This window comes from Kitasatospora sp. NPDC087861 (genome assembly GCF_044742585.1).
Taxonomy (GTDB): Bacteria; Actinomycetota; Actinomycetes; order Streptomycetales; family Streptomycetaceae; genus Kitasatospora.
Genome location: NZ_JBIUUS010000067.1, coordinates 1 through 18,513 on the forward strand (window position 1 = coordinate 1; position 18,513 = coordinate 18,513).

Genomic DNA, 18,513 nt, shown 5'->3' on the forward strand with positions numbered 1-18,513 from the left:
CCCCACACCCACCTCATCACCATCCCCAACACCGGCCACACCCTCCCCCTCGAAACCCCCCACCACCTCGCCCACCACACCCACCAATTCACACAGAGCCTCGGCGAAAAACGCGACACAACCAACTGAAAAGCCTTCTCTCAAATGGCTTTTGAACGCCGGAAACGAAATCCGGAACCACCCCGCCGCGTCCGCCAGTCCGCCCGCGTCGGGCGCTCGGTGGACAGCACGGCCGCGGACTGACCTGGCGGTTTCCTTTGGGGCGCGGTTACTTGGAGGCAGAAGTGTGCAGGGGGCTCCTGGCCTGGGGCGATGTGCCTTGTGGAGGGCTCGCTCGACCCAGGCGGGTGCACGTTCTGCGTGCTGGCGGGGAGGGTTCTGCCACGCCCAATCGGCATGGGTGCATGGGACGTGCGATTCGAGGCCCCGGTCGGTTCCGGCGGCCGTGATCAGCAGGCGTCACGACAAGACGCCGTGGAGCCCGGTCATGGGTCGCTGCCAAGCCGGGGTGTCGGCGCACGCCCCCGATGACCGGGTCCAACGCCCTCGTGCGGCTTCCGGTCCCCTCGGTCACACGCAGGCAGTGCTGAGCAACTGGTCGGCCAGCTCCGGAGCCCGCCGGCGGAAGGCGGAGTCGGGCGCGCTGCGCCCAGTGGAAGCCCCCTACCGGCGGACACTCCTAGCGGTCCTCAGTCGGGCCCCGGTGTCGTCGTCGAAGTCCTCGCAGAACGCGGCGAGGGCATCGGTGAGGTGATCCATCGAGCGTGCGGCGAACAGGACGGGCTGGTACCCCTCGACCCGGTACGCGGTGCCTGCCATCGCGCGCAGGTCCCAGTCGCGGATCTCGCACCAGGGCAACCGGCGCAGTTCGCCGGGCGAGGAGAGCAGCGCCGCGCCGTACGCCTTGACCGCCCCGGCCTCGGTGACCACGCCGCATTCGAGGGTGTACCAGTACACCCGGCTGAGCAGGCTGAGGGCTTCCTCGGTCCGCACTTGTGCGGCTGCCCGGCCGACCAGGCGGTACAGCTCGGCGAACCGGGTCGAGGCCAGGTGGACGCCGTGGCCGAACACGTCGTGAATCACGTCAGGTTCGGGCGTGTACAGCGGAGCTGCGGGGTGCCGGACGAACTGCACCGCGTGGAAGTAGCCGTGCCGCAGCGCCCCCAGGAACCGCCGGTTCGACACGAAACCACCGGCCAGGGTGAAGTCGAATCCGGTCCGGGCCCGCAGGTGCGCCCCGACCTCGCCGTGCTGCGGGATGCGGTCCGCGGGGATGCACGCGTCCTCGCGGGCGGCCAGCACCGCCCGGCACGCGTGGGCCCGCAAGGCGGGCTCCAGCGCCGCGTGGACCGTGCGCCACGTCGCGTGCTCCGCAGTGCGGTACGCGACCGACGGCGAAGGGTCGCCGACCCAGTGGCTGCGCGCCAACGCGACGAGCGCGCCTCGCCGCGCCAGATAGCGGGGGTCACGCAGACCGGGGTGCAGAGCGACAGGAGCGAGCCTGCCGTCTGGCGTGACCGGGACCAGCTCCGATGCATCGCTCATGGCTTCTACCGTTCCCCGGTGGGACCGTGAATCACCATCAACGACTCCACAACACCCCGGCTGGGCTGGAACGATGAGGCTTGCCCAAGGTCTGCGTCGTACCAGCGGGAACGAGCTTTCTGCGTGCACGCCCACGGGGCACGTCCCAAGCTCGTCGTCACCTCCGACGGCCGCGGGGTGGTCAGTCACGCCGGCTCGCGCCTGCTCGCCGACCTGGCCGACGCCACCGGCCTCACCGGCGCGTTCAGCAACGCCCTGCGCCGACTGCGCCCGCGCGGCACCGGACACGACCCCCGCCGCGTCGCCGTGGACCGGGCGGTGATGCTCGCCGATGGCGGCGAAGCCATCGGCGGCCTGGCCCTGCTCCGCGACCAGCCCGCGATATTCGGCACGGTGGCCTCCACGTCCACCGCCTGGCGGGTGCCGGCCGCCACCGATGCGCCGGCCCGTTCCGCGCTGCGGGCAGCACGGGCCACCGCCCGCGAGACCGCCTGGATGCAGGCCGCCGAGAGCAGAGCCGGGATACCGGCGGCCCGCGCCGCAGGCCGTGATCTCCCGGGCCTGGTCCTGGACCTCGACGCAACCCTGGTCACCTGCCACTCCGAGAAGGAACAGGCCGCCGCGACCTACAAGCACGGCTTCGGCTACCACCCACTGCTGTGCTTCCTGGACAACACCGGCGAAGCCCTGGTCGGCCTCCTGCGACCCGGCAACGCCGGCGCCAACACCGCCGCCGACCACATCACCGTCCTCGACAACGCCCTGGCCCAGATCCCCGACGCCCACCGCCACGGCACCGAGATCCTCATCCGCGCCGACAGCGCCGGCAGCGCGAAAGCCTTCTTGGCCCACATACGCGCCCTGCGTCACCGCGGCGTCCAGACCTCCTTCTCCGTCGGACACGCCGTCACCGCACCGGTCCGCCAGGCGATCCGCGCCCTGCCTCCGCAAGTCTGGCACCCTGCGCTGGAGCAGGACGGGACCCAGCGCGCCAGCGCGGACGTCGCCGAGCTGACCGGCATGGTCGACCTGGCCGGCTGCCCCGAGGGCACCCCAGGTCGGCGAAGCGGGCGAGGGTGGCGGGCAGCGACGTGTGGTCGCGAGTGTCGGCCGGTGCGGGATCGGTGACCAGCGGTATGCCGTACCCGTCCGTCAACTGCGAGCGTTCGATGCCCTGTTTGGCTCGGTCGACGGGGCTCTTGCCCGCGCATTCTCCGCCGGAGGGCGCTTTGGTGATGCAGCCGTCGGCGGACAGCTGGTCGAGTTCGAGGCCGATCATCCGGTCATAGCAGGCGAGGACGAGCAGGCGCAGGGTCTCCATCGCGCCGACGGCGATCCATTCGTCGCGTCGACGGCGCAGGGCGGTGGCGGAGCAGGAACCGTCGGCCACCCGCTCGTATCCGCAGCCGAAGACCAGGACCTGCACCAGACGGTCGAAGACCACCGCGTCACTGATGCGCGGGTTGTGGCAGCCCCACGGATGGCGGTCCTCCCGCACCGGCAACAACGCGAGGAACCGGCCACGAATCGGGTCCAGCATGCATGATGGGACGGCAGTCACGGATCCCCCGGTGATCATGAAGCGTAGAGACCTCCATGATCGGGCGAACCGTGCCTGCCCTACTACCGCCACTCACTTCAGCGCCTACTGGCGGAGCCTCTGACTACGACTGCAGGACGGGGGTGTTCCTGATGAAGCTGTCGAACCCCAGCGGGGGGCGCCCGAGCAGCTCGGCGACGTCGTTCGTGGCCCGGTCGTACCGGTTCTCGCCGTGCAGCCGCGCCATCGTGGCGATGTGCTCGAAGACGTGCGGCGGCAGGTCCTGCTCCTTGAGGTCGTGTTCCAGCCACTCCTCGTACGGCACGTCGACGTAGGTCACGGTACGGCCCAGGGCAGCGGAGAACTCGGCCGCGATGGTTGCCATGTCCCGGGAGCGCGCTCCGGTCAGTTCGTAGACGCGGCCGGACGGCGGAGCCGGGTCGAGCAGGAGGCGTGTGATGACCTCCGCCACATCGGCCGCGGCGACCGGCGAAGTCCGGGCGGAGCCGAACGGGAGGCGGATCGTGCGGTCCCGCAGGATCGAGGCGACAGCGACCCGGGCGAAGAGCGGGTTCTCCATGAACACCGTGGGCCGGACATGGACGACCGGCACCCCCGACCAGTCGAGGACGTGCTCGGCCAGCCAGTGCAGCCGCTGCTGCCGGGATTCGGCATCGCTGGTGAGGCTCATCTGCGAGACCGTCATCTGCGAGATGCTCACCAGCAGTTCGAGACCGTCACCTTCCCGGGCGGCCGCAGCGACCGTCGTCGCAGCCTCCAGGTACGCGGGCGACACGCTCATCCCGAAGTAGGCCCGGCGGCAGCCCGCCAGCGCCTCCACCACGTCGGCGCCACGGGTGAGATCTCCGACCACCACGTCCACGCCGGCCATGGCCCGCAGAGCCGAGGCCCGTTCGTCGTCGTGGTGTACGAGAGCCCGGACCGGCACGCCCTCGGCATGCAACCGGTCGAGGACCGTTCGTCCGACTCCGCCGACGCCGCCACCAACGCCTGTGACAAGGATGGGCTGGACATGCATCGTCGATCGCCTCCTGTCTTCCGGACCGGGCGTCCGGCCCCGCCGCTGGCACCATCGTCGACCCCGGCGACGGCACAGGCCGGGCCGGGCCGGGCCGCAGCCTCCTTCACCGTACCTGCGGCAGCAGTACGCCGCAGGCGCGTCGGTGATCGTGGCGGTCGGTTCACGGGTCCCGGGCGGGGCGCGGGTGGGGTCGTGAAGGCTGTCCACGGCGCGCGTCCGACGACCGGGCGACGCGGCCGGCAGCGTGGTGCCGTCGCCGGGTTCCACCCGGTCACTCGCAACGGACTCCGCATCGGCCTCGGTCTTACGCGGCTGCCAGCTGCGGGGGCATTTCGCCTCCGAGTAGGCCGATCAACTGGGCGAGCAGAGCGTCGAGTTCGCGACCGACGTCGGAGATCCGCCCGTCGTGGTAGCTGTCGAACAGCAGGCTCGGCTGGTCGACCGCCAGTTTCGTGTCGCCGTCGGGGTCGGCGTAGAGGAGAGTGCGCAGCGGCGCGTGCAGCATGACCGACGGGTCGTGGCGGAACATGCGTTCGGCGATGGTGTGGTTGCCCATCAGGTACTGCGTGGCCTTCCAGAGGGAGGGCGATCCGGCCATCAGGGCGGTGAGGTCGCCGCGGTGGTAGCGCATGAACCCGTACGGGGCGTTGATCTCGGCGAGTTCGAGCGTGGCTTGCCAGGAGGCCATCTGGAAGAAGCGGGCCTGATCGACCTCCGGGACCAGGGTCTCGTACTGCTCGCGGGCCGCGTCGTACGGCTGTGGGAGCGCCACGACGAGGCGCCGTGCGAGGTGGTCGACGCTCGTGGTGTGCGTGGTCATGGCTGTGTTTCCTCCGTGCCGGAGCGGACCAGTTCCACGTTGTGGATGTCGAGGGTGATGGACGGCAGGTTGAGGTTCACGCTGTCGTCGGGGTTGCGGCGGAAGACTCGCCGACGGGTCGCCACCAGCAGGCCGTCGAAGGACCTGTGGCGGCTGGTGTAGTGGCCGACCAGTGTGCTGCCGTTGATTTCGACGACGTAGTCCATGCGTCGTTGCATGCCGAGGGTGTCGAAGTAGAACACCTGGTCGGGATTGTGGGTGGCGATCTCGGCCGGGAAGCGCACCTCCAGGCGTCGCCAGGTCTGTCCGGCCTCGTGCCAGGGCTCGATCTCGCGGGTTCGGACACCCGGATGGGCGAACAGGAACGGTGTGGTGAAGTAGTTCCAGCACGCGTAGCCCAGGAAGTAGCCCAGGTGCGGGGCGTCCCAGGCGCTGCCCCGCAGCATGCCCTTGAAGGCGGCGCGGGCCGGATCGAGGGTCTCGACCGGCTCGCCGTCGAGGGTCTGCACCGTGACCCGGTCGGCTGCGGCGTCGAAGACCATCCGCCGGTCCGGGCGTGTGAAGGGGCTGAACACGATGTGCTCCCGGCCCACATCCAGCGTGATGACCTGGTCGAACGTCCGACCCGTCGGCCAGCCCTTCGATGCCCAGATCGGGCCCCCGATCGAGATGTCGACCTTCAGTCCGCGCACGGTGTTCCACAGTTCGTGGCCGCCGGCCGTGGCGATGGCCAGGTCGAGCAGTTCGTCGGTCATGGACCACGCTCCTCCAGTGGTGTGCACCTCCACCAAGGTTGACCGAAGCTCTCGACTGTCGCACGCGGCGCCGAACGTCAGCCGTCCCGGGGCCGGGTTCCCGAGCGGTGAGGTGGTGCCCTTGCTGTCCCAGCACCGGCATGGATCGGTTCGCCCCGCAAGTCGGGTTGGAGTTGCGACGTGGATCGAGTACCCGCAGGCTGTTTATCTGGTATGCGGCCATGATGACGCGAAGAGAGACCGGCTTCGCAGTCCCCGTCGTCGCTTCGCAGTCCCCCTCGGACTCCGCGGCAGATGTCCTCTCGGCGGCACGTGCCACGGACTCCCCTCTCGATCCGCTCTCCGCTGACCACCTGGTCCGCAGTGGCCCAAGTGATGCACCCGAATGGTCCGAGCATCCGACATGACCACCGGTTGCCACAGCCTGCCACCAGCGAGAAGGAGCCACCGCACATGAACGGAAAGCAGAAGACACTCGCCATCCTGACGGGAACCGTGCTGGCGGCCGGACTCACCAGCCCGGCCTTCGGGGCCGCCTCCCCCGCTGCTCAGTCACCGACCGCGAGCGCCACCGCTGCGGGGACCGGGACGTCGGTCGTGGACTGGAACCGCGCGCTCATCACCATCCTGAGCGATCCCAAGGCCCAGCCGCCCACCGTCCACCCCACGCGCAGCTTCGCGCTCCTCCAGGCCGCCGAGTACGACGCGGTGACATCGATCACCCGGACCGATCCCGCCTACCTGTTCTCGGTGCCGGCGCCGCAAGGCGCCCGTGCGGACGTCGCAGCCGACCAGGCAGCCCACGACGTACTGGTCGCGCTGTACCCGGCCGAACGCGCGAGCGTGGACCAGCAGCTGAGCAGCCAGCTGTCCGCGATCACCGACGGAGCCGACAAACAGGCGGGCGTCACCGTGGGAGCAGCCGTCGCCGGCAAGCTGATCAGCCTGCGGTCCGATGACGGGTCCTCGGCCACGCCACCGCCGTTCACCCCGGGAACCGCCCCCGGCGACTACCGGCTCACACCGCCCGACTTCCCCGCACCGGTGTTCACCAACTGGGGCTCGGTCAAACCGTTCGTGCTGACGAGCGGAAGCCAGTTCCGCCCGGCCGCGCCGCCGGCCGTGGGCACCCCCGAGTACGCCGCCGCCCTGAACGAGGTCAAGAGCCTGGGGAGCAAGACCAGTACCACCCGCACCGCCGATCAGACCGCGGCCGCGACGTTCTGGGCGGCAGCACCCGTCTGGAACGTCTGGAACCAGGTCGCGCAGGACCTCGTCACCTCCCAGAACGCGAGCCTGGAGCAGACGGTGAAGGTCTTCGCCCGGCTCGACCTGTCCCTCGCCGACACCGCGATCGCGATGTACGACGCCAAGTACGCCTACCACGTGTGGCGGCCGGTCACCGCCATCCAGCTCGGCGACACGCACTACAACCCGGGCATCGTCGGCGATCCCAACTGGACCCCCCTCCTGCCGACCGCCCCGGACCCGTCCTACCCCGGCGCCCACGGCGCTCTCAGCCAGGCCGCGGCGACGACGCTCGCCGGATTCTACGGCGCACAGCACCAGCTCACGGTGACCTCGAAGGGCGTCACCCGAACCTTCGCCGGCTTCCAGGACGCCGCCACCGAAGCGTGGCTCAGCCGGATCTGGTCCGGCCAGCACACCTCCATCGACAACAGTGCCGGTCAGCAACTCGGCAAGCAGGTGGCCAATTTCGTGGCACAGCATCTCTGATCGCCCGCACGGGCACCCGCACGGCGTGAACGCCCCGTGGTGAGCAGTCGGCTGCACCCGACGTGTCGGGTACAGCCGACTCCTCGTCACGCAGGCGCCGGTGGGATCGGGGGTTGGCGAAAGGCCCACAGGGACCGGAACCGGATCTCCCGCGACTCACACATGAAAGGTCACGACCATGAACAGGCTGGACGGCAAGGTCGCCCTCGTCACCGGCGGCAGCAGCGGTATCGGACTCGCGATCGCACGGAGGTTCGTGGAGGAAGGGGCCTACGTGTTCATCACCGGGCGGCGCCAGCCCGAACTGGACCGGGCAAAGGACGGGATCGGCAGGAACGTCACGGCGGTTCGGGGCGACGTCACCGTCCCCGCCGACCTCGGCCGACTCTTCCGGACCATCGAGAAGGAGAAGGGGAAGATCGACGTCGTCGTCGCCAACTCGGGCCTGGTCGCCCCGCAGGAGTTCGGCCAGATCACCGAAGAGGGCTTCGACCGCACCTTCGACCTCAACGCCCGTGGCACGCTCTTCACCGCCCAGGAAGCGCTGCCGCTGATGAAGGACGGCGGCTCGATCATCCTCGTCGGATCGATCGCCGCCTACACCGGCTTCAAGGGGTACACCACCTACAGCGCCACCAAGGCCGCCGTGCGCTCCTACGCCCGCACCTGGACCAAGGAGCTGGGGAACCGCGGCATCCGGGTCAACACCCTCAGCCCCGGCCCGATCGACACTCCGATCATGGACAGCCAAGCAGACTCGAAGGAAGGCGCGGACGCGATCAGAGCAGCCTTCACATCACTCATCCCCCTCGGACGCATGGGACGACCCGAGGAGGTCGCCGCGGCCGCCCTCTTCCTCGCATCCGATGAGAGCAGCTTCTGTGCGGGCATGGACCTGAGCGTCGACGGCGGCATGGCTCAGATCTGAGGCCGCCACACGGCATCCCCGGCCACAGTCGCCGAGCTGCTCGGGCGCCCCCCGCTGGGGTTCGACAGCTTCATCAGGAACACCCCCGCCCTGCGGGGCCCGGCCGCAGTAATGCGGCCGGGCTACCCGACACGGATCCCCCGGTGATCATGAAGCGTAGAGACCTCCATGATTGGGCGAACCGTGCCTGCCCATTCCCGGTCGCCGAACACCCAGCGGTCCCCTCTGGTCGGGTTGAACGTGCCGAAGTATCGGTTGATGACCCAGTGCTTCGACTTGTTCGGGTGACTGCGCACGGCCCACCGGTAGGTGGCTCTAGCGGGGGATCGTGATCGTTTGTATGGCCGACGCGCTGGTCGTCGAGGTTCAGCGATGGTGGGGTCGGGCCGATCACACGTCTCGCCCTTCCGCTCGGCGACACCGAGCGCCGCGTCCCCGTCTGGGCCCTCCGGCTCTCCAAGGCCCTCCCTCGTCCAGGCCGCGTAGCACCGACAGCCGCCGAGCAGGCCATCACCCGAGACACCCCGGAGATCGATCACGGGACAGCCCTGAGCACAAGGACACGCACAGGCCTACCGGCTGTCACCCCCGCCCGGCAGAATCACCCGCATGACGATCGTCACGAGCGCGCCGCCGACGCACAGCACGCCCGTCGCCCTCGCCCGCACCTTCCTGGCGGGTGGCGTGACCGGAACGACGTTGGCGGCGCTCGTCGTTGGCGTCGTCGTCGAGAGCGTGCCGCTGTTCGTCACGGGGCTGGTCCTGCCCGCGGTGTACGGCCTGCTCCGCTTCCTCGCCGGTAGGCCGCGGCGGGCCCGGGAGGCGGCCGTCGTGCCCCGGACGGCGCTCGCGATGATCGAGAGCCTCAAAGCCGTCGGAGGTGACACCGGCGACATACCGGTGAAGTTCGATCTCACCGTCGCGCCGGACGACGCGTCGGCGTACCGCGTCGAGTTCAGGCAGAACATCAACCTCGTCGATCTCCCCGACTACCGACCGGGCGGCATCCTGGTGGTCCGTTACCCGCCGGACCAGCCGTGGCGGGTGAAGATCGTGAAGCGGCCGACACCGGAGTGGGAGGACCGGGCGGCAGCGGCTCACCTCGACTCCGCGCCCGGGCCGGCCACGGTGAGCGAGCCGCCCGAAGGAGGTGCCTTCGACCTCGTCGCGCTTCTCGGCCTGCTGCTCGGTGCGGCTGCCGTGGTCCTGCTGTTCCGCGTGGAGTTGTTCGAGCAGGAGACCACCGCCGCGCCGTCCTCGTCCTCGACGACGTCGGTCTCCTCGACGTCGTCCTCCACGGTCGAGTCCGCGCTGTCCGGCACGGTCTCCCTCGGCCCCGGCCAGTCCTTCCTCGACGACGGCGAGTTGCGCCGTGCCGTCAACTCACTGACCGCGGGCAAGGATCCGCTCCAGGCGATCACCGTGGTGGTGCAGGAGCGCCTGCTGTCGGTCGTGTTCTCCCCGGCCGGCGTGCCGGCCCCGCAGTTCGATCCGCTGTCGCTGCCGTACGAGCGCCTCCCGGCCCTGGTCAAGGAGGCCAGGACCACCCTCGGTGTCCACGCCCCGCAGACCTGGCAGATCACCGCCGACGGTCTCACCGGCTCCCTCACCATCAAGGTCGGTGTGACCGGGGCCGAGGGAACGGCCTCGCTGGAGGCGGACGGGCAGGGCCAAGTGGTACGGCGCACCCCGGCACGCTGACCCCCGGGCCCGATCGCAGGGTGCCAAGGCCGTTGGCCGCGAGCGGATTTGGAACCACCGCCGCGGCCTCACACTGATCCGGACGTGGTAGACCTTGCACCCACCGGGTTGCCTGTGACAGCGGAGGACATCTGCCGCTCCGCACCGGTGACGGGGTGCCCGGCAGACCGTCCCCGAAGGTGGCAGGAGGAAGGCGCATGGGCTGGAACGAGTTTCTGACGCTGTGGTGCGGGGTGTTCGGCGCGATGGCGCTGCTCGGGTTCGGGCGGTCGCTGGCCGGGGTGACCCGGGGCCAGCGGATGGTCCGGGTCATGGGGCGGATCGAGCGGGTGCGGGAACCCCGGCACGACGGTTCCCTGAGCGACGGGATACCGGTGGTCGTCTCCTTCCGTGACCCGTCCACCGGGCAGGAGTTCACCGTGACGAACGACGGTGACTGCGGCGACCTGGTCACCACGGCCTGGACGGGTCGGGAGATCGGGGTCCGCTACCCGCCCGGGAGGCCTCATGCCTTCAAGTTCGCCGACGACCTCCAGGACGGCCGGCGCGGGCTCGGCTGGCCGAGCTTCGCGGTCTTCCTGGTCTACGTCGGGCTGGTGGTCCTCGCCGCGATCGACTGGGGCTGGCCGTGGGCGCTGCTCGGCGTCGGCGGGCCGCTCGCCGTCGCCATCGCGTGCGCTCTGCCCCGGGACGCACGCCACCGAAGGCGCCATCTCGACCGGCTGGCCTCCGTGGCACCCGTCCAGGGCCGTGTCATCGCCGTCGTCAAGAACGTCCAAACCAACGAGGACGGCGACACGTTCGTCAGCCGGTCACCGGTCGTCGCCTTCACCACCCACGAGGGCACCGCCGTCCTCGCCTACTGCGACTCGGGGCTGCTGGACCCGGCCAACTCGCGCGGCCGGGACGTCACGATCCACTACGCGCCCGACGACCCGGGCGTCTTCACCCCGGACCTCGCCGCCGAACGCCGGACCCGGAGGACGGACCTCACCTGCTCCGTCGTGGTCCTCCTGGTCGCAGTGGCGGCGGTCGTCGTGGGAGCGGTCATGGTGTGACGCTCGATGCACCGGCCAGGCCTACAGCCGCGCCAGCCAGGTCGCGATCTCGTCGATCGCCGCCGGCACGACGTGCCCCGGTCGCGCGTAGTCGGCCGGAGTGGCGGGGCCGGTGCCGGCGCAGAACTGGTGATCGGCGTCCTCGTGCACCCGGATCGTCACCTCGGTCCGATCAGCGAAAGCGGCCTGCCAACGTGTCAGGTCGTCGGCGACGGTGACCTGGTAGTCCCGCCCGCCCTGGAGGATCAGCATCGGTCGCCCGAGTCCGGCCGCGGTGGCCACCGGGTCGTACGCCCGCAGGTCGAGCCAGTAGGCGGCGGAGAACCCGAGCGGCAGCAGCTCCGACGGCGTGTCGGCCGTGAGCTCGGGGCCGGCCACCAACGCGGCCTGCCGGGCCAGTGTCGCCAGCGCCTCGTCCGTGATCGAGCCGGGGGCGAGCGCCGCGAGGTGACGGGCCACCCGGACCACCGCCTCGTGCATCGGCTGGGCGTCCGCGGCGAGCAGCACCAGGCCCGCGATCGACGGGTCGGCGGCGGCGATGCGGGGTGCCACCTTGCCGCCCATGCTGTGGCCGAGCAGGTGGATCCGGTCCGGGGCCACCTCGAGCTGCCCCTGGAGGAGGCGGACGGCGGCGAGTGCATCCGGCAGGTACTCGTCGGCCATGGTGAAGTCCGCCGGCAGGCGCTCCGGGTGCGCGAAGGTCACCTTGTCGAAGCGCAGCACGGCCACCTGCCGGGTGGCGAGCCCCCAGGCGAGGTCCTTGAGCGGCTTGTTGGGGCCGCTGCTCTCGTCCCGGTCGAACGCGCCACCGCCGCTGAGCAGCACGGCGGCGGGCCACGGTCCGGGGCCGACGGGAAGCGTCAGCGTGCCGGGCACCGCGAGCGGACCGGTACCGAGCACGACCTCCCGCTCGGTGAACCGGGCCGGATCCGCGTAGTGCGGCGGCTGCCACTCGGCGCTGCCGTCCCGGTCGAACCGCAGGCCGTGCAGCAGGCCGTCACCGCCGACCGACGTCACCACGGTGAAGCCGCCGTTCGCGCAGGCCACCGGGATCCGAACGCGCACCAGGTCACCTTCTCCGGGCTCGCTCACCGGCTCCCCGATCAGCCCCACGCCACCCTGTTCCGCGATCTGGGCCGCCCACGCGAGCCGCAGCGCATCGGCGGACACCGCGGCCCGCAGGGGCGGCGCGAACAGCTCCACGGTCTCCGCGAACGCCTCCGCCCGCAGCAGCGCGGCAAAGCCCCGCGCCACCTCCAGTGTCCCCACCTCATCCATTCGCATGGGTGAGAACACTAGCGAGAACGATCGGGCATGGACTCCCCGGGTCGGTGGCCGCCCCTGGGTTCGACGCAGCCGCCGTCGAGGTACCTGCCGTGCGGGTGGACGGCATGCGGTGAGGCCAGCGATCCGCTGATGCAGGGGCCGACTTCGGGGATCTCCAGGGCGAAGCCGGGTGCGGCCTCGGAGGGGTGCACGTCGGTGTTCCTGGCGGGGTAGCCGAGGCCTTCGAGGACGGCACAGAGGTCGGCTTCGCTGAGGGTGCCCGACGTGCCGCCACGCCGGCGGCCACCACTGTGCTCGCGTTCCTCATCGACCTTTCCCCCCTTGATCGTTGTCCCATCGTCGCGCGCGGGCGCGGCGCTGTGGGTCAGCTCGCGAAGGGGCCGGTGCTGCCGAAGGCCAGCCGGGTGAAGTGGTCGGCGATACGGAGGTGGCCGGCCTGGTCGGGGTGCAGGTCGTCGGGGAGCGGGTGTTCGTCGTGGTCGGTCTCCCCGTAGAGCGAACGGCCGTCCAGGTAGTGCAGGTTGGGGTCGCCGTCGGCCACCCGGGCGGCGACGATGCGGGCGAGTTCGGCCCGGATCACGGCGAGGGTCAGGCGGCCGGCGGCGGTGTCGGCCGGGTCGCCGGTGGCCCGGAAGCGAAGGGTCCCGGTGCTGAAGTCGGCGGCGAGGGGGCCGGGGGTGTCCTCCTGGATCGGGCAGAGGACGGACGAGACCACGAGCAGGGGCGTGGCCGGGTGGCCTTCGCGGACGGTGTCCAGGAAGCCGTGGACCGCCGGGGCGAAGGCGCGCAGGCGCATCACGTCGGTGTTGACGAGGTTGATGCCGATCTTGAGGCTGATCAGGTCGGCGGGGGTGTCACGGATGGCGCGGGCGGTGAAGGGGTCGAGCAGGGCGCTGCCGCCGAAGCCGAGGTTGACCAGGTCGACGCCGGCGCCGGCAGCGGCCATGGCGGGCCAAGTACCGGTCGGGTGAGTGGCGTTGGAGCCGTGGCTGATCGAGCTGCCGTGGTGCAGCCAGCGCCTGCGGCCGGTGTCCGGGGCCGGGGTGACGGGGGCGTCGGTGTCGAGGGCGATGAGTTCGGTGGTCTCCGTGTGCGGGAGCCAGATCTCGACGGTCTTGTCCCGGGCGGGCAGGCCGGTGAACCGGGCGGTGCCGGGCGGGCCCTGGGTCAGCTCGACGCGTCCGGTGCTCAGGTCGATGGTGCGCAGGTTGCCGCCGGACACCGTGGTCTGTGCGGCCAACCGGCCGTCCACGAGGAGGTCGTACACCCCGTCGGGCGGGGTGGGCACGCCCGGGTAGACCCGTTTGGTGGGGACGGTGTGCAGGTCGATCGCGGTGGCGCGGGTGCGGAAGGCCAGCCGGACGCCGGAGGGCTGGGACTCGGCGATCGCGAGCTGCTCGTCGGGGATCTGCCGACGGGCCCGGGCGGGCAGGCGGTGCGGCAGCAGGCCGCGCTCGGTGTGCTCGACGTCGAGGTGGCCGTGGAGCAGGGCCTCGGTGACGGGGGTGGTGATCGGGAGGGCTGTGCTGGAGGGGGTGGTGTGCGAAGTGTTCATGGCTGTCTCGTCGAGTTCGTCGGGGGGGCTTCGGCGGGGTTCGTCAGGCGTGCCGAGGCACGGCGCCCTGGCGCAGCAGGGCGTCGAGGGAGTCGATGATCCAGGTCCAGGACGCCTGCGGGTCGACGGCGGTGTGGCTGAAGCTGCCCGCCGCCTCCAGGCTGATGTAGCCGTGGAAGACGCTGCCGAGCATGCGGACCGCGTGGGTCTGGTCCGGTTCGGCCAGGTCGTAGCCGCGCAGGAGGGCCCGGCTCATCTGCGCGTGCCGCACGCCCGCGCTGGCGGCGGCCGTCGCGTGGTCCAGGCGCAGCCGGGTGGCGTCGTAGCGGCCCGGGTGGCGGGCGGCGTAGTCGCGGTAGGCGTCGGCGAAGGCGGCGAGGGCGTCCCGGCCGGACCGGCCCGCGAGGGCGTCGGCGACGAGGTCGGCGAGCTCTTCGAGGGCGTGCAGGGCGATGCGGGTCTTGAGGTCCTGGGAGCTCTTGACGTGCGAGTAGAGGCTGGCGGTCTGGACGCCGAAGCGTCGTGCCAGCGCGGCGACCGTGACCTGGTCGAATCCGACCTCGTCCGCGAGTTCCGCACCCGCGACGACGAGGCGTTGCGTACTGAGTCCTACCCGTGCCATGAGCTTCCTCCCATCCGGCTATAGCCAGTATGGGATTACCTACATGGTTTAGGCAAATGGCAAACGAGTGCACTTCGGGTGGCCCCGGAGCCACCGGGCTCAGCCCGCCAGGATCACCGTGTCCGCCGGCCCGGAGAAGCCGGCCTGCTGCGCCGGGACCCCGGCGGCCGCGAGGCGGCGGTGCTCCTGCGGGCTGACGCCGCGGACGCGCTTGAAGGCCGCCGAGAGGGCGAAGGCGTTGCTGTAGCCGACCTTGCGTGCCGCGAAGGCGACGGTGCACTCGGGCTCGCGCAGCAGGTCGGCGGCGACGGCCAGGCGCCAGCCCGCCAGGTAGGCCATCGGCGGTTCGCCGACCAGCGCGGTGAAGCGGCGGGCCAGTCCCGCCCGCGACACCCCGACCTTCTGGGCGAGGTCGGCGACCGTCCAGGCGGTGGCCGGGTCGTCGTGCATCAGCCGCAGCACCGGCCCGACGACGGCGTCGTGCTGAGCCCGGTACCAGGCGGGGGCGCCGGAGTCGGGGGCGGCGAGCCAGGAGCGCAGGACGGAGACGACCAGCAGGTCCAGGATGCGGTCCAGGACGAGCTCCTGGCCGGGTTCGTTGCGCCCTATCTCGGCGGCCAGCAGGTGCACCAGGGTGTCGTCCGCGCCGGTGCCGGCCGGGCGCACCAGCAGGGCGGGCAGGCAGCCGAGCAGGCGCTGGCCGATCTCGTGCTCGGCCTGGTAGGTGCCGGACAGGACCACCGAGGAGGCCTGATCGCCCTCCCGGCCCTGCCCCCAGGTCCGGACGCCGAGCGACATCACCTCGGAGACGTCGACCCCGCCGCGGGTGCAGACCTGTCCGGGGCCGACGATCACGTCCACGGGGGTGTCGGGGTCGTCCGCCACCGTGTACGGCTCCGGACCGCGCACGATCGCCACGTCGCCGGGGTGCAGCAGCAGCGGGGTGCCGCGCTCGGGCAGGATCCACGCCTCTCCGCGGACCATCGTCACCACCGACAGCGGGGCCCGGTCCTCGATCCGCAGCGACCACGGCGGGGTGAGGATCGAGCGCAGCAGGAACGCGCCGCGGGCCTTGGGGCCGTCGAGGAGTCCCGTCAGAGTGTCCATGGGACCCAAGTGTAGACGGCAGGACATCATTTGACGTCTCGTCATTTGAGAGGGTCTTGAGCGATCGAGGTGGCCCGAGCGGCCCGGATGCCGGATGATCGGCGCACGGGGGACGGACCGATACGCAGAGACAGTGAGGGGCTACGAAGATGGAACTGGCACGCACACTCGTACTGGTGGCGGCCACCGTCACCTGCGGACTGACCGCCGGGCTGTTCTATGCCTACGCGTGCTCGGTCATGCCCGCGCTCGCGCGGGTCGAGGACCGCGCGTTCATCGAGGTCATGCAGCGCGTCAACGTGGCGATCCTGAACGGCTGGTTCGTCCTCGGCTTCGTCGGCGCCCTCCTCAGCACCGGCGCCGCCGTCGCCCTCCACCTCCCCTCCGACGGCCACCACGCACTGCCCGCCACCATCGCCGCCCTCGTGCTCTACGTCGCCGCGATCGGCGTCACCCGCTCCGTCAACATCCCGCTCAACGACGAACTCGCCGCCGCCGGCGAACCCAAGCGCATCACCGACCCCGCCGGCGTCCGAAGCCGCTTCGAAGCCCGCTGGGTCCGCTTCAACGTGCTACGCGCCCTGCTCTGCACCGCCGCCCTCGGCTGCCTCGCCTGGGCGCTGATCCTGCACGGCCAGGCCTGACGGAGCGGCCTGCCGGAGCGCCCTGACGGAGCGGCCTGCCGCGGCCGACCGGTCGGGGCGCGATCACGCCTTCGAACTCCCGCTCGCGTAGCGGGAGTTCGAAGGCGTGATCCGCTATCCGCAGAGAGTGCCGAAGGTGTACCCGCGCGCCTTGAGGGTGGACAGGATCGTCGGCAGCGCGGCGGCCGTCTGGCCGCGGTTGCCGCCGCCGTCGTGCATCAGGACCACCGAGCCCGGGCGGACGTGGTTCAGCACCCGCGACTGGATGGCCGCCGTCCCCGGCCGGGACCAGTCGGCCGGATCCACCGACCACAGCACCACCTGCTTGCCGAGCGCCGCCGCGCGCGAGCGCACCGCGCCGTTGACCGCGCCGTACGGCGGGCGCAGGCAGCTGGGGGTGCGACCGGTCTGGGCGCGGATCGCCCGGTCCGTGTCGGTCACCTGGGCGTTGAGGGCGGATCCGGAGAGCCTGCGCAGGTCCGGGTGCGACCAGGAGTGGTTCTGCACGCTGTGGCCCGCCCGGGCGACCTGCCCGGTGAGCCCGGGATGGGCGGCGACGTTCTGCCCGATCTCGAAGAAGGTCGCGCGCACCCCGTAGCGGGCGAGGATCCCGAGGATCTCGGGCGTGTACGCGGGGCTGGGGCCGTCGTCGAAAGTGAGGTAGACGACCTTTCCACCCTTGCCCGCCGCGTCCGCCCTGCCCCCCGCCGCCTCGGCCGGGGCCGCGGGCACCGCGACCGCCGCTCCGGCCAGCAGCGCGACGGCGAGTGCGCCGATCGTGGCCCTGAACCCTCCAACTGACCTACGCCTGCCGGAATGTGCGACCATGCCTGCCCCCTGCCCGTGAGGTCGGAACTGCCCTGTACCGCCCAGTCTGCGCCGAAGGGCGCTGCCTCCGCGACCGGCCGGGGGCGAATTCGGCCAGCCGCTCGGCGGGTTGACCAGCGGCGGGGCCGGGAGCCCGGGCATGCCGACCGCCCCCGGCGGGATCCACCGGAGGCGGTGCGGCAACCCCGCTGCGGGGCCCGAGCGTTCGGAGCGCGAGGACCGTCCGACGCGCAAGCGCTCAGCGCATAGACGTCCAGCGCACACGGACGTTCAGCGCGAGGCGCGGCCGTGCAGGACCAGGGACCGGGTCAGAGCGGCCAGCCCCGCCGTGCAGAGCAGCGTGCGCAGCATGTTGGTGGCCACCCAGGTGCCCTCGAACTTGGCGCGCACGCCGGCGAAGTCGGTGATCTGGGACGGGTCGCCGGCCTGCGCCAGCTGGTTGTTGAGCGGGATGTTGACGCCCATCGTGACCATCAGCGCCACCACGTAGAGCACCGTCGCCGCGGCCGCCCACAGCGCCGCCTGCCGACGCCCGGCCTTGTGCTGCAGCCAGGCCGCCACGCCCGTCGCGACGAAGGCGCCGACGAAGACCAGGCCGAACATCCCGTTCTCGATCGACTTGTTGATGTGCTGCATCGCCGTCACGTACGTCCGGTCGTCGCCGGCCGCCAGGCCCGGCATCACCGACACGTCGAAGGCGAAGAACAGGCCCGCCATCAGGCCCATGGCGATGGTCGCGCCCACGAGGACGGGCCCGGCGGCCTTGCTCCGCGCGGCGGGGGCCGCCGACGTCGGGGCGCCCGGCGCGAGGCCGCTGAAGGAGGGTGGAGCGGTGTAGGAAGCAGGGGTCGCGGACTGGTTCGAGCGCATCGGTAATCCTTCGGTTTCTCCCCGGCCCCCGCCCAGCGCGGGGGCCGTCACGGTACCGGGCACCGGCTTCCGCACCCCTCCCGGATCGGCCCGGGCGGACGGTCAGGAAGCCGGCGAGGCCCGGCACCGACGATCAACGGAACTGACTGGCACGGCGGTCGGGCGGTGCCGCGGGTGGATCGGCGGGCGGCTCACACGTTCCACACGCCCGAGGCCGCGGCCTCACGGGCGAAGTCGGCGAAGTCCCTCGGCTCACGACCCAACGCCCGCCGCACCCCGTCCCCCAACGACGCATTACGACCGTCCAGGATCACCGAGAACAACTCCGCGAAGTCCCCCGGCAACCCCGCCTCCTCCAACACCCGCCGATACGACTCCCCCGACACCGCCTCGAACCGCACCACCCGCCCCGTCGCCCGCGACAACTCCACCGCCACATCCCCGAACGACAACAACCGCGGCCCCGTCAGCTCA

General features: G+C 71.3%; 15 protein-coding genes and 3 pseudogenes. 6 read left to right on the top strand and 12 right to left on the bottom strand.

Annotation, left to right across the window (positions count from 1 at the left end; translation table 11 throughout):
* Positions 1–663: 663 nt before the first annotated feature.
* Complete coding sequence (locus ACIOJE_RS39915; protein ID WP_280678871.1) at positions 664–1,545, bottom strand: phenylalanine 4-monooxygenase; 882 nt, start codon at positions 1,543–1,545, stop codon at positions 664–666.
* 123 nt (positions 1,546–1,668) lie between these two features.
* On the opposite strand from ACIOJE_RS39915, the pseudogene ACIOJE_RS39920 reads away from it, so the two are divergent.
* Positions 1,669–2,598, top strand: a pseudogene (locus tag ACIOJE_RS39920) (transposase); the annotation flags it as partial.
* On the opposite strand, the pseudogene ACIOJE_RS39925 reads toward ACIOJE_RS39920, so the two are convergent.
* The 4 genes and pseudogenes from ACIOJE_RS39925 to ACIOJE_RS39940 all read right to left on the bottom strand — a co-directional run.
* Positions 2,567–3,106, bottom strand: a pseudogene (locus ACIOJE_RS39925) (IS5/IS1182 family transposase); the annotation flags it as partial. The pseudogenes ACIOJE_RS39920 and ACIOJE_RS39925 sit on opposite strands and share 32 nt — an antisense overlap.
* A 103-nt stretch (positions 3,107–3,209) precedes the next feature.
* A complete protein-coding gene (locus ACIOJE_RS39930) occupies positions 3,210–4,124 on the bottom strand; it encodes an NAD(P)H-binding protein (RefSeq protein WP_400783410.1) in 915 nt (304 codons plus the stop codon).
* A gap of 307 nt (positions 4,125–4,431) precedes the next feature.
* Positions 4,432–4,947: a DUF302 domain-containing protein gene (locus ACIOJE_RS39935; protein WP_400783413.1), complete on the bottom strand. Its 516-nt coding sequence runs from the start codon at positions 4,945–4,947 to the stop codon at positions 4,432–4,434.
* On the bottom strand, positions 4,944–5,702 hold the full coding sequence (locus tag ACIOJE_RS39940; protein WP_400783415.1) for a hypothetical protein: 759 nt from the start codon (positions 5,700–5,702) through the stop codon (positions 4,944–4,946). Before ACIOJE_RS39940 ends, ACIOJE_RS39935 begins: the two co-directional genes overlap by 4 nt.
* 453 nt (positions 5,703–6,155) lie before the next feature.
* Here ACIOJE_RS39940 and ACIOJE_RS39945 point away from each other — a divergent pair, with 453 nt between their 5' ends.
* From ACIOJE_RS39945 to ACIOJE_RS39960, 4 genes are all read left to right on the top strand, one after another.
* Complete coding sequence (locus ACIOJE_RS39945; protein ID WP_400783417.1) at positions 6,156–7,439, top strand: vanadium-dependent haloperoxidase; 1,284 nt, start codon at positions 6,156–6,158, stop codon at positions 7,437–7,439.
* A gap of 178 nt (positions 7,440–7,617) precedes the next feature.
* The gene (locus tag ACIOJE_RS39950; protein WP_400783420.1) at positions 7,618–8,367 is read left to right on the top strand and encodes an SDR family NAD(P)-dependent oxidoreductase; all 750 of its coding nucleotides are present in this window, start codon (positions 7,618–7,620) and stop codon (positions 8,365–8,367) included.
* Between the two features lie 609 nt (positions 8,368–8,976).
* A complete protein-coding gene (locus tag ACIOJE_RS39955) occupies positions 8,977–10,068 on the top strand; it encodes a hypothetical protein (protein ID WP_400783423.1) in 1,092 nt (363 codons plus the stop codon).
* 197 nt (positions 10,069–10,265) lie between these two features.
* Entirely contained in the window at positions 10,266–11,126 is an 861-nt protein-coding gene (locus ACIOJE_RS39960) for a DUF3592 domain-containing protein (RefSeq protein WP_280678884.1), read from the top strand.
* A gap of 21 nt (positions 11,127–11,147) precedes the next feature.
* On the opposite strand, the gene ACIOJE_RS39965 is transcribed toward ACIOJE_RS39960, so the two are convergent.
* The 4 genes from ACIOJE_RS39965 to ACIOJE_RS39980 all read right to left on the bottom strand — a co-directional run bounded on the left by ACIOJE_RS39965 (position 11,148) and on the right by ACIOJE_RS39980 (position 15,697).
* On the bottom strand, positions 11,148–12,410 hold the full coding sequence (locus ACIOJE_RS39965) for an alpha/beta hydrolase family protein (protein WP_400783425.1): 1,263 nt from the start codon (positions 12,408–12,410) through the stop codon (positions 11,148–11,150).
* A gap of 367 nt (positions 12,411–12,777) precedes the next feature.
* Positions 12,778–13,968: an SGNH/GDSL hydrolase family protein gene (locus tag ACIOJE_RS39970; protein WP_400783428.1), complete on the bottom strand. Its 1,191-nt coding sequence runs from the start codon at positions 13,966–13,968 to the stop codon at positions 12,778–12,780.
* A gap of 43 nt (positions 13,969–14,011) precedes the next feature.
* A complete protein-coding gene (locus tag ACIOJE_RS39975) occupies positions 14,012–14,590 on the bottom strand; it encodes a TetR/AcrR family transcriptional regulator (protein ID WP_280678890.1) in 579 nt (192 codons plus the stop codon).
* A 99-nt stretch (positions 14,591–14,689) separates the two neighbouring features.
* Positions 14,690–15,697: an AraC family transcriptional regulator gene (locus ACIOJE_RS39980; RefSeq protein ID WP_280678892.1), complete on the bottom strand. Its 1,008-nt coding sequence runs from the start codon at positions 15,695–15,697 to the stop codon at positions 14,690–14,692.
* Positions 15,698–15,846: 149 nt separating this feature from the next.
* Here ACIOJE_RS39980 and ACIOJE_RS39985 point away from each other — a divergent pair, with 149 nt between their 5' ends.
* Entirely contained in the window at positions 15,847–16,341 is a 495-nt protein-coding gene (locus ACIOJE_RS39985) for a DUF1772 domain-containing protein (RefSeq protein ID WP_280678894.1), read from the top strand.
* Positions 16,342–16,455: 114 nt separating this feature from the next.
* Here the strand turns inward: ACIOJE_RS39985 and ACIOJE_RS39990 are convergent, their stop codons facing one another.
* The 3 genes and pseudogenes from ACIOJE_RS39990 to ACIOJE_RS40000 form a co-directional block, all read right to left on the bottom strand.
* A complete protein-coding gene (locus ACIOJE_RS39990) occupies positions 16,456–17,169 on the bottom strand; it encodes a polysaccharide deacetylase family protein (protein WP_280678896.1) in 714 nt (237 codons plus the stop codon).
* Between the two features lie 270 nt (positions 17,170–17,439).
* Complete coding sequence (locus tag ACIOJE_RS39995) at positions 17,440–18,039, bottom strand: DUF1772 domain-containing protein (RefSeq protein ID WP_280678898.1); 600 nt, start codon at positions 18,037–18,039, stop codon at positions 17,440–17,442.
* A 191-nt stretch (positions 18,040–18,230) separates the two neighbouring features.
* Positions 18,231–18,513: pseudogene (locus ACIOJE_RS40000) on the bottom strand (NmrA family transcriptional regulator); the annotation flags it as partial.

Bases quoted from the DNA above. Each gene is read 5' to 3' on its own strand.
- ACIOJE_RS39915 (WP_280678871.1), bottom strand. From the start codon at position 1,545: ATGAGCGATGCATCGGAGCTGGTCCCGGTCACGCCAGACGGCAGGCTC.
- ACIOJE_RS39930 (WP_400783410.1), bottom strand. From the start codon at position 4,124: ATGCATGTCCAGCCCATCCTTGTCACAGGCGTTGGTGGCGGCGTCGGC.
- ACIOJE_RS39935 (WP_400783413.1), bottom strand. From the start codon at position 4,947: ATGACCACGCACACCACGAGCGTCGACCACCTCGCACGGCGCCTCGTC.
- ACIOJE_RS39940 (WP_400783415.1), bottom strand. From the start codon at position 5,702: ATGACCGACGAACTGCTCGACCTGGCCATCGCCACGGCCGGCGGCCAC.
- ACIOJE_RS39945 (WP_400783417.1), top strand. From the start codon at position 6,156: ATGAACGGAAAGCAGAAGACACTCGCCATCCTGACGGGAACCGTGCTG.
- ACIOJE_RS39950 (WP_400783420.1), top strand. From the start codon at position 7,618: ATGAACAGGCTGGACGGCAAGGTCGCCCTCGTCACCGGCGGCAGCAGC.
- ACIOJE_RS39955 (WP_400783423.1), top strand. From the start codon at position 8,977: ATGACGATCGTCACGAGCGCGCCGCCGACGCACAGCACGCCCGTCGCC.
- ACIOJE_RS39960 (WP_280678884.1), top strand. From the start codon at position 10,266: ATGGGCTGGAACGAGTTTCTGACGCTGTGGTGCGGGGTGTTCGGCGCG.
- ACIOJE_RS39965 (WP_400783425.1), bottom strand. From the start codon at position 12,410: ATGCGAATGGATGAGGTGGGGACACTGGAGGTGGCGCGGGGCTTTGCC.
- ACIOJE_RS39970 (WP_400783428.1), bottom strand. From the start codon at position 13,968: ATGAACACTTCGCACACCACCCCCTCCAGCACAGCCCTCCCGATCACC.
- ACIOJE_RS39975 (WP_280678890.1), bottom strand. From the start codon at position 14,590: ATGGCACGGGTAGGACTCAGTACGCAACGCCTCGTCGTCGCGGGTGCG.
- ACIOJE_RS39980 (WP_280678892.1), bottom strand. From the start codon at position 15,697: ATGGACACTCTGACGGGACTCCTCGACGGCCCCAAGGCCCGCGGCGCG.
- ACIOJE_RS39985 (WP_280678894.1), top strand. From the start codon at position 15,847: ATGGAACTGGCACGCACACTCGTACTGGTGGCGGCCACCGTCACCTGC.
- ACIOJE_RS39990 (WP_280678896.1), bottom strand. From the start codon at position 17,169: ATGGTCGCACATTCCGGCAGGCGTAGGTCAGTTGGAGGGTTCAGGGCC.
- ACIOJE_RS39995 (WP_280678898.1), bottom strand. From the start codon at position 18,039: ATGCGCTCGAACCAGTCCGCGACCCCTGCTTCCTACACCGCTCCACCC.